This is a genomic window from Nostoc sp. GT001 (assembly GCF_030382115.1).
Classification (GTDB): domain Bacteria; phylum Cyanobacteriota; class Cyanobacteriia; order Cyanobacteriales; family Nostocaceae; genus Nostoc.
Window position 1 is genome coordinate 2,279,049 of record NZ_JAUDRJ010000003.1, and the last position, 19,121, is coordinate 2,298,169.

Genomic DNA, 19,121 nt, shown 5'->3' on the forward strand with positions numbered 1-19,121 from the left:
TGGGTAATTTGGCGGACATGATATCACTTCTTCAAGCACCGTATAAAAATCNAGATAGGGAAAACGTTGAATAGCATCACGACGTATTCCTTCAATCTTGTGTGGGGTTCCTAAATTTGGGTTTTGCTGAATTTTAAGAATAACTTTTTCCACTTCAAATAGTAAATCTAGTCCCAAGCCTACTTTTTGAGAGTTGATCTGAGCGGAATGCTTGCTCTGGAAGCCGAAATCTAAAGTTCTTGACGTGTCGGACGAATGATCATTTCATTCACATCAACATCATCGGGTTGCTCAATGGCGTATGCGATCGCACGGGCAATGGCATCTGCATCAATGGCGATCGTATAAAGTTGATTAATTCCTGCTGCTGTGTCTTGATCGGTAATCGTATTAGTCAGTTCGGTGGCAACGGCTCCTGGTGAGATATTAGTCGAACGGATTTCACCATTTGACTCTAACCGCAGCCCCTCAGAAATCGCCCGCACTGCGTACTTAGTGGCACAGTAGACTGCTGCTCCCGCAAACACCTTATGTCCAGCCACTGACGATAGGTTAATGACGTGACCAGACTTTTGCTGACGCATAATTGGTAACACGGCAGCAATGCCATAGAGGACACCCTTAATGTTCACATCGATCATCCGATCCCACTCCTCCACCTTTACTTGGTCGAGGGGAGAAAGCGGCATCAACCCGGCATTATTAATTAGCACGTCGATCCGGCTGTATGTACTCAAAGTTTCCTTCGCTAAGGCTTCCATCTGTGCGCAATCTGCCACATCCGTTACTTGATAGGTTGCAGTCCCTCCTGATTTAGCGATCGCTCCAACCAATTCTTTGAGACGATCTTCGCGTCTGGCAGCCAGCATCAGTTTGGCTCCACTAGCAGCAAGTCGCTTCGCAGTTGCCTCGCCTAAACCACTGCTGGCTCCGGTGATGATTACCACTTTGTTTTGAATAACAATACCTCTGCCAATTTACGAGGGTTCAACGCCAGTGGAAACGGGATGAATACGTCCTAAAGAAGTAAGCTTGGCAAAAATCTGGGTTAATAAAATAGGCTCAGGGATTTCGGGAAGCATTTTTAACATTTCACGAACATATCGAAAACCACGATGGTAAGCCTTAAGGTCAATAATGCCAGAACCGGGATTGAGTTGCTGGAAATCAGCGAGAAGATGGTGGGATAAATTGACCATAAAAAATGCTAAATTAGAAGCATTAGTCACGGCAGTTTGGCTCAGGTTCATAAAATCTTCCAATCCCCAAAACTGCTTGGCATCCCTAAAATTAAACTCGATTTGGAAACGGAGTTTGTAATAGTCGATAATTTTTTCAAATGACAGAGTTAGGTCGCTAGAAAAAATAATTACATGGCTGCAAGCATTAGTTTTAAGATTGGTTTTGACCAAAATCACTACATTGAGAGCTTGGGCAAATTCTTTGTGAATAAGAGTGGCTTGATAAATATCAGTTTGAATATCATCCTCAATAGCACTTTTACATAAGTATTTGTCAGGTATATTACGATAGTCTAGCTTATCACCGTATTTACGACGAGAGCGCTTACTGGAGTCAGGATTTTCATAAGGGAAGTATAATGCTGAATCATGGCGCAATTTGGAAATTATCTGCAAGTTGACAAGACGTGCCATCTGCAAAGCATTGTTGTTACCAAAATGACCATCTACTACCAAGTAGGTGAGGGAAATAGAGTTAGCTAATAACTTGAATAGTGAACCAATCATTTTCTGAATTAGTATTAATTCAGATGTTAATATCACTTCCTTTTTATTTTTGTTTTTACTTCCTTTTGGTCGTCCACGCCCACGCTTTTCTTTTTTGTTTGGTTTTTCGATTGTCGAGGTACTTTTTGTTTGAGTATCTTTCTTTATTACCTGTTCTATCTGAATCGGAAACGAGTGCCTCTGTTCAACACTCACTAATGATAATACAAAGAAAGATAATCCTGATATCGGTTTATTGGCTAGGCTAGAAAAGAATCTATCTAATCCATAAGTCTTTTTACCCGATTTACTGACTACAACTTCATCTCCTGCAAGCAAATATACCTCATTCGCACGGAACAAATGCTTGCGGAAAAATAGCCAAAACAATGTAGCCCAAGGTATTACTGTATGAAAAAACCGCAACATCGTCCGATAACTACCACCAATGCCTGCCCAACGGGAAATTCCCAACATCGTGACTCGTCCGCTCATCGCTAACATAGCCAGGATTATCTGGTTCAATTGCCGCATCGTCGTAGCGTTTATCTGCGGTAGCAAGCATTGTAGCAGTGATAAGATATCGGACATGGGCTGATTGTAGTTTTTGAGTTGTCGTTGTGAGAGACAATAACTCTACTACATCGGCCCTCTCTCCTCATCCTCTTATTTTGGCTAAGGTATTGGAATAAGAGACATATTTATTCCTGGGGATTATTGAGTATGGATTGTGAAACATCGAGTGCCGTTTCTAGATGAACTCAGCATTATTCAACCATATCAATTAGTTTGTATACTCGATCGACGTTTTTGTATCGGCAACGTTACTAATCCGAACCGCTATCATCACGCCATTTGAGTTCTGTCCCGTTAAAACTTCAGTTGGTGAGTTAAGACCATCTCATAAACTTAATCTTTATCTACGTACCAAGAGGTATTGCTTCACCGTTCTTTGCCGCTTTTGCGAGTAAGTCGCGGACTTCTTCATCGGTCGTTTGAGGAAAGTTTTCGTACCAAAGACCAACACTCTGAAACGGTCTGGGTCTGGAGATGCAAACGATTTCGTCAACCTCAGTTTCTAACTCTTGGCAAGTTTCAGGTGCAGCCACAGGCACAGCAATCACAATCTGAGCAGGTTGCTGTTTTCGCACAGTTACAACAGCAGCCCACATCGTTGCACCTGTGGCTAAACCATCATCTACCAAGATGACTGTACGTCCTTTCAAATCTCTTAAGGGGCGATTTCCCCGATAAAGCCGTTCCCGCCGCTCTAACTCCCGTTCTTCTTGCACCGCCACTCTGGCAATTACTTCATCGGATATCTTTTCCAGGTTGATAATATATTTATTGACTATCCGCACACCACCAGAAGCGATCGCTCCCATAGCTAGTTCTTCTTGATCGGGTACACCCAATTTACGTACCACTAAAATATCTAAGGGGGCATTTAACGTTTTGGCAACTTCAAAGGCGACGGGTACACCACCCCTTGGTAGCCCTAATACCAGAACATTTGGGTCGTTAGCATAAGCGCTTAACTCCTTAGCCAAAACTTGACCCGCAAACCTCCGATCTTTAAATAGCATGGTGTTATATTCCTAATTGATTGGTTTCCAAAAAAAAATAAATATTTACATAAGTTTGTTATTGGCTATCAACCTCAAAAAATGGAGCAATTGAGCAAATTCCAAACTTGTCTGGTTGTTATAGTTCAGATGTTCTAAATCGATCTTAGAAAGCTAAATATTCCCTGTCCTCCACTAACGGAGCGACATCTTATATTTACAGTTCTATCAAACGGATGAGTTAGCTTTAATGCAACAAGATTTCTGCATCTTGTGCTGAGACTATTTTACTACTCCACACTCAATATCCCTCCCCAGATAGCTTGTTGAGAAGACACAGTGACGCGGTGAACTCATGCTGTAGGGGGTTTACTGCTGTAGATAACTGGTGTTAGCGTGAAGCAAAGTTATAGTGCAACCACAAGAGGAGGGTGACATGGAAAACCTAATGTTTAAGTAGGAGTGCGTTTGAAAACTGCTATAAGTTTTGCCACTTGCTAACATTTACTGTTAGACTTTTACCGAGTATTTTTTTTACTGTGGCTTAACAAAAAATTACTTACTTGCTAGCAGATGCAAAAATCTATGAAAATCCAGTGATAATTCAATTGTTAATTCTTCGCTTGTCCCCTATTACTGACATTGTGTTGATATTATCTTTACATTATCCTTTAATTGTGAATATGAGATAATGCACCATCTGCTTGTTCGTTATATAATGCTTAATATTACAGAGACAAGTCATCAAAGTTACCCAATTAACACTTTTAAATAAAAATTAATAGGGTAGAATTACTGAATATGTTTGAAAATCAAAAGAAGGGTGTTTTTAATGATCGGCTTAACTAATTCAGAAAACGGCACAGTTAGCAGCACAGCAGCCACTAAGAGACTAGCAAGGGCGATGATGGTTTCCGGTGGACAGTTTTCACTGTTATTGGCGTGTTGCAACTGTGTTCAAAAGCAGCAGCAAGTGTTGAATTTGTTAACAGAATTTTCATCAGCAGATATTCACGAAATTTTGCTCTCACCTTCTGCTGACAAATTGTACACAGCTATTACCAGTGAAATTGGTACTACTCAACCCGAAGCTTTGATGGTACGAGGCTTAGAATCTGTAGTGGCAATTAACCAACTGATTATTAGTACCAATATCATGCGAGATGAGTTTCGCAAACAGTTTCAGTTTCCCTTGGTGTTGTGGGTCAATGATGAAATTCTGCGTAAGCTAGTCTGGCTAGCACCCGATTTTAAAGACTGGGCAGCTAGTACTATTAGATTTGATGTACCTAATAATCAGTTAATTGAATCTGAACAACAACCCATCAGCGCCTAGTATTGCCCGAAATTACTTTCAAAATCTTATATATGCCAGGTTGAGCCGAGCAAAACCGAAGCTCAGGTTCTGTCAGATTCTTTTCTAAAATTACTTTTATTTGACCCTCCCTTACCCAAGTGAGCTAAAAGCTCCTGAAAGCTATTTTCAAAATGAGAAAATGTTATGGGTGTTGGGCGTGTTACATTCCCCAAATAGCTTTAAAAATCAAGGGTTCTAGCAATTAAAAATTGATTGGTTTGTTATCAGCGTGCCGATAAAATTAACTATTTTACTGATATTTAAGGGGAGCATCTCAATGAGTGTAAAAACACGCCTGATATATTTGCAAAGGTGAGATTCTCCCTATTTAAGTGCTTAAATGTTCATCTCACCGTCACCCTTAGTTACAATTTTCGGCGTTGCATATTTGCGGGATGATTTTGCTAGTTTTGTGGGATGGGCATCTTGCCCGTCCCATGTATTTCAGGGCGGGCGAGACGCCCACCCTACAAGAATCATCCCTTGATTCAGCAACGCCCAATTTTCTTGCTAACCATCTTGACAAATCCTGTTTTAAATGAGAAGAATCAGCCCTGCCACTCAATAGGGATTTGAATCAATCCGTCCCCTTTTGACACTCCTGAGATAGTATCCAGAAGTTGGTCTATTTCTTAAGTTGAAGGTGTCGCCACTGCGAACTTTCCAAATTTTGTAATTGGAAAAGGTCAAAGGCTTTCGGGGTTCGCATACTTCTGGTAGATGATTGCCAAGTACAAAGTATGCTGCACCCCTACCCATAACTTTCACCAAACCGTTTTTATCCACAAGAACCGCCGTACTTTCACTAACCGCTATACCTAAAACACTGCTAGATACACCATCCTTAATTTGACGGGCAATGAAAGTCATAATTCGACCCATTCTTTCCCGCCTGTCAAAGTGTGTATCTACGATAGTTCCCTTCAAATTACTCCAATTGAAAAAGTTGTAAGTAAAAGTAATGTCTCGGTAGGGATCTTCAAGTGCGTCTCTAGTTTCAATGCCTTTTTCGGAAGAAGCGCAAGCATCATAAACACAATCACTTTGGATCATTGCACCCGCACTAGTGCCACCAATACCACCTCCCTTAAGGTAAACTGATTTAACGGCAGCCTCAAGCTTGGTATCTTTCCAGTTGCGGATGTATTGACATTGATCCCCGCCAGCAAAGAAAACTACATCAGCATTTCGGATTTTTTCATAAATCTCAGCTTTGTTTGCCTCTTGTCTATCCCTAACCAAAAGAGTTTCCACAAAATTTACACCCTTCATGGCATAAATTAGCCGATTGTAATCGTGATTACCATTAGTGCGGATAACTACAACATTAACTTTAGTGCTGGAGTTACTACCTCCTCTAACTTGGTTAATCATCCACTGGATAGCATCATCGACATCGGGGCCTCCCCCACCCAAACTCAGGACTGGGCCCGCTAAGGAGGGACGGACATCAAAGGAGTCAGAGGTGGAGGGGCGAACATCAACAGTATCACCCAGAAAGAAGCGTTTCCAGCTTGCAATAAAACGGGTTATTAGGAAGGTTCCCATTTTCAACAACTTGATTCCTGTACTTTTCAAGCGCCTTGCTATGCTTGGGAATGCCTTTGTCATACTAAACTTCTAGAGCAAACTGCAATTATTGCTAGGCTGTGACGCATTTTAATTGCTTATTTATTCGTGAAATTTGTTCTTTGTCATTAGTCATTTATCTGTTGTTGTGAATAACCAATTGACTTAGGACAGTCTTAACGAAAAATATGCAATTGAGACGCGCACTAGCTTAACTGTGGCACTAGATCGGGTAGAATTTCCAGCGTACAGGTCTTGTACTGTTTGTTAACGCAAAATAACGCAGAGTGATCATTAATTCTCTGTGCTACTGTGCGAAAATATCTACATTGCTTGTAGCGTTTAATTCTGACCAGATAAAATTTAAAATAGATTAGGTATTGATTGTTCAGATGCTTCCGTAATTACTGGGAATAGTTACCCAATATGCTGAATAACTGGGAACACAAATTAAATTATTTTCAGCATTTAGTTCTTCCTGATCATTGCCAGCGATTGAAAAATAGAAGCGTGAATCCAAGGTAGAAATAGTCCACAATAAACAATATTATTAGCTTTTTTAGCTCATAATTTATCCCAAAATAGCAGTTTATTTTATATAGTCATAAATGTTGGGTTTCGTTCCTCAACCCAACCTACACAACTGAAGATTTTTGGCGCTAACCCAAGCGTATTGAGCTATGGATTGTTCAAAGTTGATTAAGGATTTATGCAAGTTAAAATAAAATTTTAGATCCCCGATTTCTTCAAGAAATCGGGGATCTATATTACCAAGGTATTTGCGATCGCTCTTGTACAACTTGCTGATATACTCGTTCGGTTTGCTTGGCTAGTTTCGGCCAGCTAAAGCGTCTTTCTAAATCCTCATAAGCGTTATCCACCAGCCATTGGCGATAACCTGGATTTTTCAACACTTCCAAAATTCCCCAAGCTAAAGAATCGGGATTGTTCACCCAAGTGACAATGCCTGTTTTGGTATGTTGCACCACTTCAGGAAAACCACCAGTATCAGAAACTACTACAGGTACACGAGAAGCGAAGCTTTCTAAAGCTACAATCCCAAAGGGTTCGTAAAGACTCGGAAAAACCGCGCAGTCTGCGACAGTCTGAAATTTATCTAAATATTCATCGGAGAGAAAACCAGTAAAATAACAATGATGCCAAATTCCTAAATCCCAGGCTTGGCGCTTGAGATGGTCAGTATTGCCGCCACCAACGATCACAAATTTCACGTTACCTCCCATTTCTGAAAGGATTTTGGGTGCGGCATTAAGTAATATAGGTACACCTTTCTCGTAGGTCATACGACCGAGGTAGTAAACTATTTTCTCATCGTCTGCGGCAAATTGGCGGCGAAAATCTAGAGCATGAAAATCTGTATGATGCTGTTTCTTTTCGGCTCGGATACCGTTATAAATGACATCAATTTTGTTCCAAGGACTATGTAGCGCTCGTTCTACTTCTTGGCGCATATAGTCGCTACAAACAATAATCCGCCACGCATTGTAAGCTAGCAAGGTTTCTTTGCCATTTATATAACCTTGAATATCTGTGTGAATACCGTTATATCGTCCGTATTCTGTAGCATGAATTGTGGCAATTAGTGGTATTTTAAAATTATGCTTGAGAGCGATCGCAGCATCTCCGACTAACCAATCATGGGCATGAATTAAATCAAAGGGCCCTTCTTCTAAAATTAACTTACCAGCGTGATCTCCCATACTCAAGTTGAGATTCACTACCCAGTGGAAAAAGTCGTTACTATATGCCACTGGTACTCGATGTATCTTTACTCCTTCAACCACCTCATACATCGACGCGTGACCAAACTCCGCTGTAATCAGGTGAATTTCATGTCCTAGCTTTACCAGTTCTGGGTACAACTCCGCCACATGCCGCGCAATTCCCCCAATAATCCTTGGTGGAAACTCCCAACTCAGTACCAGTATCTTCATCTACTAGACTCCCCAACACTTTATAAATATCTAACAAACTACATTTACCTAAAAATACAAGTCTGGCCAATGTAGTGAGTACTTTTACTAAAATTTTTAGATTTTTTAACAGTGATTTTGTTAAAGGCGATTAACTGTAAGTTAAGGATAAAAAGCAAGGTATAGTAATAATTCGTAATTAGAACAATTGAGCCTCTCGCAACCAGGTGTCAAGAAGGGATAACGACAGAAACGGCATGAACTCGATCGCGTCCTTGCTGTTTGGCTACATAAAGTGCTTTGTCTGCTGCATTAATCAAGTCTGTCGGCGAAATTTCGGAATTTGGCACAATGCTAACAACGCCTAGACTAACGGTAACACGATCGCACACGCGAGACTGAGTATGAGGAATGGCTAAGTCGCGGATTGCTTGTCTAATAGTTTCAGCTACATAGATTGCTCCTTGAATCTCTGTATTAGGCAGAATGATAGCAAATTCTTCGCCACCATAACGAGCGACTAAATCGGCTGGACGCTTAACAATATTTTTGAGGGAACTTGCTAATTGTCGCAAACAATCATCCCCTGCTAAATGACCATAAGTATCATTGTAGGGTTTAAAAAAATCGACATCGAACAAAATTAAAGAAACAGGCACTTGCTCGCGTTTAAGTCGCTGCCACTCAGCTTCAAGATACTCATCAAATCGGCGGCGATTGGCTATTTGAGTCAAGCCATCTAGAGTAGCTAATCTTTGTAATTCTTCATTGGCAGCTTGCACTTGCTGGTAGAGTACTGATTGATGAATAGCGATCGCTACTTGACTTGCCAGTTGGTGCAACAAATTAACTTCAAATGCTTGCCAATAACGAGGTGCGCCACACTGGTGAGCAATGAGTAAACCCCACAGATGCTCCCCATTCAAAATCGGTACTATTACAGCAGCCTTAATTTGATAGAGTTGTAATAACTCAAAAAGATCGGCTGAAAAATCAGACTCCTGAATATCATGGAAGACTTTAGGTAATCCCTGGTAATAGTAGCTAAAATCTTGGTTGAGCGAAAATGGTTGCATTGTCAGTTCTAATCTCTGAGGATAGTTATCACTCAGTGATTCCGCCGCAAAATTGCCACTTCCGTCAGATTCTAACTGGTAGATAGCCACGGAATCTGAACCCAAACACTGGCGAATACTGTTGACTGTTGTATTCAGAACCTCCTCCAAATTCAGTGATTGTCGAATCTGTTGAGTTACTTCGGTAATTAGCCGTTCTCCCTCTGCTTGCTGTCGCAACATTACTTCAGCTTCTTTACGAGTATTAATGTCTTCTACCGAGCCAAGAATCTGCGTTGGAGCGCCGTTACCATCTCTGGCAAATACCACTTCTCGTGTATTTAGCCAACGCCATTCTCCATTTTTGTGTCGGAATCGGTATTCAGTGGAAAGTACTTCATTATCTTTAAGGTTAACAAAGCGACTTGGAATGTCATAGCAGAGGTGTCTGTCGTCTGGATGAAAGCAATTCATGAACCACTGCGGATCTGCGTTACAAAATTCCTCTGGAGAGTAGCCTAAAATAGTCACACTTTTCTCATTCAGATAAATGCTTGTTCCTTTTAAGAGGTCAAACAAATACAAAATATGCGGTACGGTATTAGCAACCTTTTGTAGAAAGTCTTGACTTGAGCGTAATGCCTCTTCAGCTTTGTGGCGTTCCTGAAGCGCGACTTTATATTCAGTAATATCTCGTCCTTCAGAAATGAGTAGTGTCACACGCCCAGTTTCATCAAGTATGGGACGCATTGAAAAATCAATCGCGATCGCTTGACCATCTCGACCTATAATGTCAACTTCATAGCGAATAGGTTGACCATTAGCAGCAGATGCGATCGCAGTTTTTAATTGCTCTTGAGTGTTTAGAGAAATTGTCCACCATTTTGCTTTCCAAAATGGCTTGCCAACGACTTCTTCTCGACTAATCCCAGCAAAGTCCAGTGCTGTTTGGTTCGCTTCTAATACTATCCCATTCGGCTCAAGCAATCCGATAAACTGAATGGTTTGATTGAAAATCGCCCGGAATTTTTGCTCATTTTCACTTAAAGCTTGTTCTACCAATTTGCGGTCAGTTATATCTCTTCCAACAGATTGAAGTTCTACAAGCATCCCCTGCGGATCAAATATCCCTCGAACAATCCATTGCGTCCACCGCACCCCTTCGCAAGCTACGACGCGATTTTCAATGGTAATAACGGGATTTTCTAAGCTGATGGAATTTACCAGACTAAACACACGTTCTTGATCTTCCTCAAACACAACAGGTTTGTAGTGCTGACCGATAATTTTGTCTCGCTCCAGCCCAAAAAATCGACAGTAAGCTTCATTAACAAAGGTAAAAGTGCCATCTGGTAAGCCTCTAGCAATCAGTTCCGTTTGAGTCTTCGAGGATGGCACGAGAACGCGCTTCGCTCTCTTGCAGTGCAGCTTCTACTTGTTTGCGATCGCTAATATCAAATACTAAACCCTGAAGTACCTGAGTTTCTCCATCGATATCGAGAACGAGATTGGCTTGATCCCGTACCCAAATTATTCTGCCATCGCGCCTAATCATCCGATACTCGACACTGAAAGGCTCTCCCGTGGCAATTGTAGTATTTACAGCTTGCCAAACGCGATCGCGATCTTCTGGATGAGTGTAATCTAACCAACTATTAAAGAAACCAAAATTCCAGTCTTCAGGGGCAATGCCTAATAATTGTTGTAGTTGTGGACTAATATAAGCAACTTTTGTAGTGTCATTAATCGGTGAGACGTAAACAACGCCGGGAATTTGTTCTACGAGAGTACGATACTTTTGCTCTGCCTCAGAGAGTTGTTCTTGGGGCTGCTTGCGGCTCATGACGTTTTGAATTTCTACAATAAATTATCATTTTTTCTGTTAGAAATCCCGCACTAGAGGCACACTCAAGGATTGTTTAACCTGCCAGCAGCAGCCTGGAACTCATTTGAGGCTGCTGTTGACAGGCGTTGTAATTAAAATTAACGAATGTTGAAGAAGAATAAAGAATTCAGAATTCAGAATAAAAAATTTTGGTGGGGGACTGAAAATAGTAGATTCAGACGCTTTTGCTAGCTTGCTGCTTTGCAGGAGTATGCGGACTCGCTTTGCGTAGCGATATCCGCCATTCGGACTCAAATTCATTCTGAATTCTGACTCCTGACTCCTGACTCCTGACTCCTGAATTCTATTAGTTTTGATCCAAGCGCAGTACTGCCATAAAGGCTTCCTGCGGTACATCTACAGTACCTACAGATTTCATCCGCTTTTTACCTTTTGCTTGCTTCTGCAAAAGTTTTTTCTTGCGACTGATGTCACCACCGTAGCATTTGGCTAACACATCTTTACGCAAAGCGGGGATATGTTCGCTGGCAATAACTTTACTGCCAATAGATGCCTGAATTGGCACTTTAAATTGATGGCGGGGAATTAGTTCCTTGAGCTTTTCTGCCATTGCCCGCCCGACGTTGTAAGCTTTATCTCGATGTACAATCATCGCCAAGGAATCCACAGGATCGCCGTTAATCATGATATCCAGCTTCACCAAAGGATTTTCACGGTAGCCGATGATGTGATATTCCATACTGGCGTAACCGCGCGATCGCGATTTCATTTGATCAAAAAAGTCAGTTACAACTTCCGCCAAGGGGAGTTCGTATGTAAGTGTGGTTCGTCCTTGGGCGAGATATTTCATATCTTTGAAAATGCCCCGGCGATTTTGTGACAACTCCATCAAGCTGCCAACATAAGTTTCCGGCGTTATCATCTCGACTTGGACGTAGGGTTCTTCAATTCTTTCGCGATCGTTGGGAGAAGGTAAACGGCTAGGATTATCGATGTACAGTTCCTCGCCTTTGAGGGTAATCACCTTATAAACCACTGAGGGGGCTGTAATGATTAAATCTAGGTTATACTCTCGCTCTAGACGTTCCTGGACAATTTCCATGTGCAGCAAACCCAAGAATCCGCAACGGAACCCAAACCCCATTGCGCTCGAAGTTTCTGGTTCGTAATGCAGCGCTGCATCGTTGAGTTCCAGCTTTTCCAAGGCTTCCCGCAAATCTTCAAATTGATCGGCATCAATGGGGAACATCCCGCAAAAAACCATTGGGTTCGCTTCTGCGTAGCCTGGTAAGGGTGCATCTGCTTTCGCCTTACTCAGGGTAATTGTGTCTCCTACCCGTGCATCAGCGACAGCTTTAATTGCCGCTCCCAAATAGCCTACTTCTCCAGCGTGCAGTTCATCAACTTGCTTTTGAGTCGGAGAAAGAACGCCTAATTCATCAATTTCAAATTCTTTACCCGATGCCATTAAATGGATGCGATCGCCTTTTTTCACGGTGCCATCCATCACCCGAAAATACACAATTACTCCCCGATAACTGTCGTAATAACTATCAAAAATTAACGCTCGTAAGCGTTCATTTATGGTATTGGGTGGTGGCGGTATCCGCTCGACAACTGCTTCTAAAATCTCATTAATCCCAATTCCCTCTTTAGCAGAAGCCAGAATTGCCCCACTGCAATCTAGACCGATAATTTCTTCAATTTCGCCAATTACCCGTTCTGGTTCAGCCCCAGGCAAATCAATTTTATTCAAAACTGGAATAATTTCCAGGTTATTCTCTAATGCTAAATATACATTTGCCAAAGTTTGCGCTTCCACACCTTGGGACGCATCTACTACCAATAGCGCTCCTTCGCAAGCAACAAGAGAGCGAGAGACTTCATAAGAGAAATCCACGTGTCCCGGAGTGTCAATCAAGTTCAGCACATACTGCTGTCCATCCTTAGCTGTGTAGTTCATCCGGGCAGCTTGCAGCTTAATCGTAATGCCGCGCTCCCGTTCCAAATCCATATTGTCGAGAAACTGTTCCTTCATCTGTCGGTCTTCAACAGTGCCAGTAGCTTGTAGCAAGCGATCGGCGAGGGTTGATTTCCCGTGGTCGATGTGAGCAATAATACAAAAATTGCGAATGCGAACTGCGGGAACGTCAGTCATATACTATCTTTGCCTTAGCAGCAACCAAAGTTAAAAGGGCAATTTACTTAATGTATTTTAATGCTTTCTTAGCCAAGACGCTCCGCTTTTAGTGCTGAGTTAGTCATTCGTCATTCGTCATTAGTTATTCTCCCCTTGCTCCCCTGCCCCTCTGCTCCCTGCCTCTCTTCACCCCATCTTTAACTTTCGATCTAAATAGGTGGACATTTAAGAATATTATGAAAGTCTATTTGTCGCTGCTAGTATTCAACAGCTAGAAGCGTACAATAAATGTAAATAAGTACATGTAGGGATCGTGTAGGGATCGTGGGCAATTGCGACTGGTAATTGCCCATAATCGCTGGTTTATCGGCAAAACTTCTAGAGCCATTGTCTAGTCAGTTATATGAAAAATGCGATTTAAAACTTAAAGCTGTTACTTTGGTGCTATTTCAGGGAAGTATTTAACTGTGCCCTTGAAAATTTTTCAGCGAATTAGCCCAAATAATGAATATAACTACTTTACAAAGCTTTAGACAAAACCAATTCAAAGAATTTAGAGTATATAAACCTATGAATATGAGAGAGAAAACTACCAAAGCGGAAAATACACAAGCCGATAAGGTAGAAATCGCTGTCCGCCTAGACTCCGAGTTACTAGAGCAAATTCAGCATCTCACCAATGACCCAAGTAAAGTAATTGAGGTGGCAATTCGCCAGTGGTTACGGGGTGAAATCCTCAGAGATGACGAATTAACGCGCACGCCTGTGCGTACTCCTGTTCCTCCTCGCGGTGAATGGAACGATTGACGCCATTATTTAACTGTCAATGCAAGTTAAAAAAAGTAAAGTTTGCCAATCTGGTTTTTAGAACGCCAAAAAATACCCCATCAAACCCAAAAAAGCTGTAAAAATTTATGTATAAATTTCAGCGGCTTTAGTAAAATTACGGTCGGATACCCTTTGTCTATCCAACTCAATTAATGACTATTACTGCCAATTCCCAATTGTCGAATGTATTTTCCCAAAATCTGGAATCTAGTACCAGTAAGACTGATGGCTCATTACCAACTCTAGGAGCCGAGTTGGTTTATACGCAAGATGGGGCAGGGCGCTATCTGACCTTTTGTTGGCAGTACAGCGAACTCCTGGGGTTAAATACTGAAAAAATAGTTGACGAGCTAAACCAGACCCAAACCTTTGTCCCCGTGGATAAGGTTACTTACTTGGAACGATTGCACCGAATTTTGACAAATTTGGTGCCAGAAAGGTTTCAGTGTTGGTTTAGCTATCAGAAGGAATTATTTGAGTTGGACTTAGTGATTAGTCCGATTATGCCGAGTTGGGGAACCACTGCTACTACCGTTTTAGTGATGGGACGGTTAGTACAAGCGACACTCAACAAAAAGCAAGCGCGTGTGGCATCAAAAACGCCCACACAAATAGAGTTGGCTTTGCGTTCACAGCAACACCAAAAATTGGTAAATCGCATTACCAGAAATATTCGCAGGACATTGGATTTAAATATTATTTGGCAGCAAACAGTTGATAGTTTAGGGAAAGCACTGCGGCTAGAACGCTGCATTATTTGTCCTTATCAGCCCTCAAGCTCAAAAGTGCAGGTGAAGGCTGAGTATCGCCAGCCAGAACTCAAATCAATGCTTGGCTCAGACATAGATATAGCTTCTGAACCTGCCTTTGCTCAAGCCTTGGCAACCCTAGAACCAGTTACGATGGAAGTGCCTGGATACAAAGAGTCTGGGCGGCAGAAAACTTTAGTAGTTGCGACTTGCTATCAAGACCAAGCTAATGGATTGGTTGCCTTAAATTGGCAGGATGAATGCTATACATTAACAGAATCGGAATTAGAACTGGCAAAAGAAGCAGCAGATCAATTGGGAACTGCGATCGCTCATGCTACTTTATATGAAGAATTAGAAGTAGCGCGTCAGAAAGCCGAAGAAGCTTCCCGCCTCAAAAGTGAGTTTCTGGCTAATGTATCCCATGAAATTCGTACCCCCCTCAACGGTATGATTGGGTTTTTGAAGCTGATTTTGGAAGGGATGGCTGATGATCCAGAAGAACAAAACCAGTTTTTAGCAGAAGCTCATCACTTATCGATACATTTGCTGAATATCATCAACGACATTTTGGACATTGCCAAAATCGAAGCTGGTAAAATGGAGCTAGCTTACGCTCCAGTCAAGCTAGATGAGCTATTCAGTCATGTAGAAGGTTTCATGCGTCCCCAAGCACAAATGAAAAACCTTAGCTTTCGGATGCAAATGCCTGCTACCTCCGATGAAATCATTGTCCAAAGCAACTATCAACGGTTACTACAAGTGATGCTTAATTTGGTGAACAATGCCATCAAGTTCACCCATGAAGGCGGCGTTACTGTCAGCGCTGATTTGGTACTCAAAAAGGCGAACTTTCAAGATCAGCAATTTCCTGGCATGGTGAGAGTACGTGTAGCAGACACGGGCATAGGTGTTTCTTTAGACAAACAAGATAAACTGTTTCAATTATTCTCTCAGGTGGATGGCTCCCGCACTCGCCAGTACGGCGGCACAGGTTTGGGACTGGTAATATCGCAGAAGTTAGTGGAGGCTATGGGCGGTGAGGTACATTTTTATAGCTTGGGCGAAGGACTTGGCTCAACAGTCACATTCACCGTGCCACTATATCAACAACCAGTCATGGTTTCGTCTAATGATAGCGACTCAACAAGTAGTGCTGAATGTTGAGTTATGAGTAATGAGTTATGAGTTATGAGTAGGATTCCTTACTCACAACTCGGAACTGTTTTGCCCCATCCCTAATATGGTTATTAAATAATAATTACTAAAAAACTTTAAAGTTTAAAACTCAAAACCCAGTATTACCAAGTATCAAAACTCAATACTCAGCACTCAGCACTCATTACTCAGTACTCATTACTCAGCATTCTTGAGGGGTATTGGGAAAAAAGCTTCCTTGTCCTTACCTCCTTGCGTTCTCTTCAGTACTTTACAGGCTAAAGTAGAGTAGGAGGGCTTGCACGAGAAATTGTTCAGCTAATCTAATATCAAGTTGCTAAAACCAGCAGTGGTTTAGTCAAAAGTCATAAAAAACTGACACCTGGCAATATAGCGGCAATTAGATTTAGGATCGATTTAACAAAGCTGGAAAATAATATTTTGGATAATGGTTAATGAGCAACGCCGCATCTGGCACAGAGATCATTATTATTCAATGCCCAATGCCCATCATTAACTTAGCAGGTCTAAACTATGGAACTCACAATTGACAACGTTGAAACAGTTTTAGATGAAATGCGCCCTTATCTCATGTCTGATGGCGGCAATGTGGAACTCGTAGAACTTGATGGCCCCGTTGTAAAACTGCGCCTCCAAGGTGCTTGTGGTTCTTGTCCCAGTTCTGCAATGACCCTGAGAATGGGTATTGAGCGCCGCCTTAAGGAAATGATTCCCGAAATTGCAGAAATTGAACAAGTGGTGTAAAAGTTAGGAGTTAGGAGTTAGGAGTTATGAGTTTTCAATTAACTCCTAACTCCTCATTCTTAACTCCTAACTATTTATATGTCTCATCCTCTCTACATTGCTTTTATCTGGCATCAACATCAGCCGCTGTACAAATCTCCTGGCAGCGGCGTTTCGCTATCTCCAAGTCAGCAGTACCGTCTTCCTTGGGTACGTTTGCATGGCACTAAAGATTATTTGGATTTGGTATTGCTTTTAGAGCGGTATCCTAAGTTACACCAAACGGTGAATTTAGTTCCATCGCTAATATTGCAACTCGAAGATTATATTGCTGGCACTGCTTTTGACCCTTACCTCACAGCCAGCTTGACACCGAATGAGCAACTCACCCAGCAACAGCGCGAATTTATTATCCAACACTTTTTTGATGCCAATCACCATACTCTGATTGACCCTCATCCCCGCTATGCCGAGTTGTATCAGCAAAGGCAGGAAAAAGGACAAGCTTGGTGTTTAGCAAATTGGGAATTGCCAGATTATGGCGATTTGCTAGCTTGGCACAATTTGGCTTGGATCGATCCGCTGTTTTGGGATGACCCAGAAATTGCTGCTTGGTTAAAACAGGGACGGAATTTTACTTTAAGCGATCGCCAGCGCATTTATTCCAAACAGCGAGAAATCCTCAGCCGGATTATTCCCCAACATCGAAAAATGCAGGAGTCGGGGCAGCTAGAAGTTACCACCACGCCTTACGCCCACCCGATTTTACCCTTGCTAGCTGATACTAATTCTGGTCGGGTAGCTGTGCCTAATATGACACTACCGAAGCAACGCTTTGAGTGGGCAGAAGATATTCCCCGCCACTTGCGGAAAGCTTGGAACTTCTATAAAGACCGCTTTGGACAGATACCTCGTGGTTTGTGGCCTTCGGAACAGTCAGTTAGTCCGGCGGTACTTCCGCATATTATTAACCAAGGTTTTAAGTGGATATGCTCAGATGAAGCCGTCTTAGGGTGGACGCTGAAACACTTTTTTCATCGGGATGGGGCGGGGAATGTGGAGCAACCAGAACTGTTGTATCGACCCTATCGCTTGCAAACCGCCGAGGGTGACTTGTCAATTGTGTTTCGTGACCATAGATTATCAGATTTGATTGGTTTTACTTATGGTGCAATGCCAGCAAAACAGGCAGCAGCCGATTTAGTAGGACATTTGCAAGCGATCGCTAAAATGCAAAGAGATAGTCACAGTGATCAACCTTGGCTAGTTACCATCGCCTTAGATGGGGAAAATTGCTGGGAATTTTATCCCCAAGATGGCAAACCTTTCTTAGAAGCTTTATATCAAAGTTTGAGCGATGAACCCCACCTCAAACTCGTCACTGTCTCCGAATTTCTGGAAGAATTTCCAGCCACAGCCACCATCCCCGGAGGGCAACTACATAGTGGTTCTTGGGTAGATGGCAACTTCACCACTTGGATCGGCGATCCCGTCAAAAATCGTGCTTGGGATTACTTGACAGAAGCTAGAATTATGCTTGCAAGTCATCCCGAAGCGACGGAAGAAAACAACCCAGAAGCGTGGGAAGCATTGTATGCCGCAGAGGGTTCCGACTGGTTCTGGTGGTTTGGTACAGGACACTCCTCAAATCAGGATGCCATTTTTGATCGGTTGTTTCGAGAACATCTGTTTGGTATTTACAAAGCTTTAAATGAACCTGTACCGCCCTATCTCAAGCAACCGCTGGAAATCCACGAAGCACAGAAAAGCCACACCCCACAAGGCTTTATTCACCCCGTCATTGATGGCAAGGGTGACGAACAAGATTGGGACAAAGCTGGACGCATAGAAATCGGCGGGGCGCGGGGGACGATGCACAATAGCAGTATTATCCAGCGACTTTGGTATGGGGTAGATCACTTAAATTTCTATTTGCGGTTGGACTTTAAAGGTGGCGTTGCACCAGGGCGGGGTTTTCCAGCAGAGTTAAATTTGTTGTGGTTCTATCCAGAAAAAACAATGGTGAACAGCCCAATTCCCTTGGCAGATGTACCAGATTCAGCCCCACTTAATTACCATTTCCACCATCTTCTGGAAGTTAACTTGCTGACGCAATCGATTCAATTTCGAGAAGCTGGAGACAATTATCAATGGCATCCCCGTTTCAGCCGCGCTCAAGTAGCTTTAAATAATTGTTTAGAGTTGGCAGTACCGTGGGCAGATTTGCAAGTTCCGCCAGATTATCCTCTGCGTCTGATTTTGGTGCTTGCAGATGAAGGGCGTTTTTCCAACTATTTGCCAGAAAATGCTTTGATTCCCATTGAAGTGCCTTAGAACTCAATACCCTTGGTTTTACGAAATACCTATTAGGGGCATACAGATGTACGCCCCTAAAGTCGATTGATTTGGAAATCATATTTAATTTTTCTAGTTCTAAATCTAAATAATC

14 protein-coding genes are annotated in these 19,121 nt (G+C 42.2%); 6 read left to right on the forward strand and 8 right to left on the reverse strand.

Annotated elements, in window-relative coordinates:
* Window positions 1-230: 230 nt before the first annotated feature.
* Together QUD05_RS12615 and QUD05_RS12620 are read right to left on the reverse strand one after the other, a co-directional pair.
* Entirely contained in the window at window positions 231-947 is a 717-nt protein-coding gene (locus QUD05_RS12615; protein ID WP_289796351.1) for an SDR family oxidoreductase, read from the reverse strand.
* A 30-nt stretch (window positions 948-977) separates the two neighbouring features.
* Window positions 978-2,318, reverse strand: coding sequence for a transposase (locus QUD05_RS12620; protein ID WP_289794346.1), 1,341 nt, complete (start codon window positions 2,316-2,318; stop codon window positions 978-980).
* Window positions 2,319-2,457: 139 nt separating this feature from the next.
* On the opposite strand from QUD05_RS12620, the gene QUD05_RS12625 reads away from it, so the two are divergent.
* Complete coding sequence (locus QUD05_RS12625; protein WP_289796353.1) at window positions 2,458-2,586, forward strand: hypothetical protein; 129 nt, start codon at window positions 2,458-2,460, stop codon at window positions 2,584-2,586.
* 61 nt (window positions 2,587-2,647) lie between these two features.
* Here QUD05_RS12625 and QUD05_RS12630 read toward each other — a convergent pair whose 3' ends face one another.
* On the reverse strand, window positions 2,648-3,313 hold the full coding sequence (locus tag QUD05_RS12630) for a phosphoribosyltransferase (protein WP_289796355.1): 666 nt from the start codon (window positions 3,311-3,313) through the stop codon (window positions 2,648-2,650).
* Between the two features lie 811 nt (window positions 3,314-4,124).
* Here QUD05_RS12630 and QUD05_RS12635 point away from each other — a divergent pair.
* The gene (locus QUD05_RS12635; protein ID WP_289799946.1) at window positions 4,125-4,628 is read left to right on the forward strand and encodes a hypothetical protein; all 504 of its coding nucleotides are present in this window, start codon (window positions 4,125-4,127) and stop codon (window positions 4,626-4,628) included.
* A gap of 582 nt (window positions 4,629-5,210) precedes the next feature.
* Here the strand turns inward: QUD05_RS12635 and QUD05_RS12640 are convergent.
* From QUD05_RS12640 to lepA, 5 genes are all read right to left on the reverse strand, one after another.
* Window positions 5,211-6,260 carry a cyanophycinase gene (locus QUD05_RS12640; protein WP_289796356.1) on the reverse strand — a complete coding sequence of 350 codons (1,050 nt, stop codon included), beginning with the start codon at window positions 6,258-6,260 and terminating at the stop codon, window positions 5,211-5,213.
* A 725-nt stretch (window positions 6,261-6,985) separates the two neighbouring features.
* Window positions 6,986-8,173 (reverse strand): glycosyltransferase family 4 protein, encoded by a 1,188-nt coding sequence (locus QUD05_RS12645; protein WP_289796357.1) that lies wholly within the window; start codon window positions 8,171-8,173, stop codon window positions 6,986-6,988.
* Window positions 8,174-8,382: 209 nt separating this feature from the next.
* Window positions 8,383-10,605 carry a diguanylate cyclase domain-containing protein gene (locus QUD05_RS12650; RefSeq protein ID WP_289796358.1) on the reverse strand — a complete coding sequence of 741 codons (2,223 nt, stop codon included), beginning with the start codon at window positions 10,603-10,605 and terminating at the stop codon, window positions 8,383-8,385.
* Complete coding sequence (locus QUD05_RS12655) at window positions 10,568-11,050, reverse strand: PAS domain-containing protein (RefSeq protein WP_289796359.1); 483 nt, start codon at window positions 11,048-11,050, stop codon at window positions 10,568-10,570. Before QUD05_RS12655 ends, QUD05_RS12650 begins: the two co-directional genes overlap by 38 nt.
* Before the next feature lie 349 nt (window positions 11,051-11,399).
* Entirely contained in the window at window positions 11,400-13,211 is a 1,812-nt protein-coding gene (gene lepA / locus QUD05_RS12660) for a translation elongation factor 4 (RefSeq protein WP_289796360.1), read from the reverse strand.
* 552 nt (window positions 13,212-13,763) lie between these two features.
* On the opposite strand from lepA, the gene QUD05_RS12665 reads away from it, so the two are divergent.
* The 4 genes from QUD05_RS12665 to QUD05_RS12680 all read left to right on the forward strand — a co-directional run bounded on the left by QUD05_RS12665 (window position 13,764) and on the right by QUD05_RS12680 (window position 19,006).
* The gene (locus QUD05_RS12665; protein ID WP_289796361.1) at window positions 13,764-14,000 is read left to right on the forward strand and encodes a hypothetical protein; all 237 of its coding nucleotides are present in this window, start codon (window positions 13,764-13,766) and stop codon (window positions 13,998-14,000) included.
* Between the two features lie 173 nt (window positions 14,001-14,173).
* Window positions 14,174-15,937, forward strand: coding sequence for a sensor histidine kinase (locus QUD05_RS12670; protein ID WP_289796362.1), 1,764 nt, complete (start codon window positions 14,174-14,176; stop codon window positions 15,935-15,937).
* 525 nt (window positions 15,938-16,462) lie between these two features.
* Entirely contained in the window at window positions 16,463-16,693 is a 231-nt protein-coding gene (locus tag QUD05_RS12675) for a NifU family protein (RefSeq protein WP_012408256.1), read from the forward strand.
* A 78-nt stretch (window positions 16,694-16,771) separates the two neighbouring features.
* Window positions 16,772-19,006, forward strand: coding sequence for a glycoside hydrolase family 57 protein (locus QUD05_RS12680; protein ID WP_289796363.1), 2,235 nt, complete (start codon window positions 16,772-16,774; stop codon window positions 19,004-19,006).
* Window positions 19,007-19,121: the final 115 nt, after the last annotated feature.

Coding starts and splice junctions, on each gene's coding strand:
- QUD05_RS12620 (WP_289794346.1), bottom strand. CDS start 2,318: ATGTCCGATATCTTATCACTGCTACAATGCTTGCTACCGCAGATAAAC.
- QUD05_RS12630 (WP_289796355.1), bottom strand. CDS start 3,313: ATGCTATTTAAAGATCGGAGGTTTGCGGGTCAAGTTTTGGCTAAGGAG.
- QUD05_RS12635 (WP_289799946.1), top strand. CDS start 4,125: ATGATCGGCTTAACTAATTCAGAAAACGGCACAGTTAGCAGCACAGCA.
- QUD05_RS12640 (WP_289796356.1), bottom strand. CDS start 6,260: ATGACAAAGGCATTCCCAAGCATAGCAAGGCGCTTGAAAAGTACAGGA.
- QUD05_RS12645 (WP_289796357.1), bottom strand. CDS start 8,173: ATGAAGATACTGGTACTGAGTTGGGAGTTTCCACCAAGGATTATTGGG.
- QUD05_RS12655 (WP_289796359.1), bottom strand. CDS start 11,050: ATGAGCCGCAAGCAGCCCCAAGAACAACTCTCTGAGGCAGAGCAAAAG.
- lepA (WP_289796360.1), bottom strand. CDS start 13,211: ATGACTGACGTTCCCGCAGTTCGCATTCGCAATTTTTGTATTATTGCT.
- QUD05_RS12665 (WP_289796361.1), top strand. CDS start 13,764: ATGAATATGAGAGAGAAAACTACCAAAGCGGAAAATACACAAGCCGAT.
- QUD05_RS12670 (WP_289796362.1), top strand. CDS start 14,174: ATGACTATTACTGCCAATTCCCAATTGTCGAATGTATTTTCCCAAAAT.
- QUD05_RS12675 (WP_012408256.1), top strand. CDS start 16,463: ATGGAACTCACAATTGACAACGTTGAAACAGTTTTAGATGAAATGCGC.
- QUD05_RS12680 (WP_289796363.1), top strand. CDS start 16,772: ATGTCTCATCCTCTCTACATTGCTTTTATCTGGCATCAACATCAGCCG.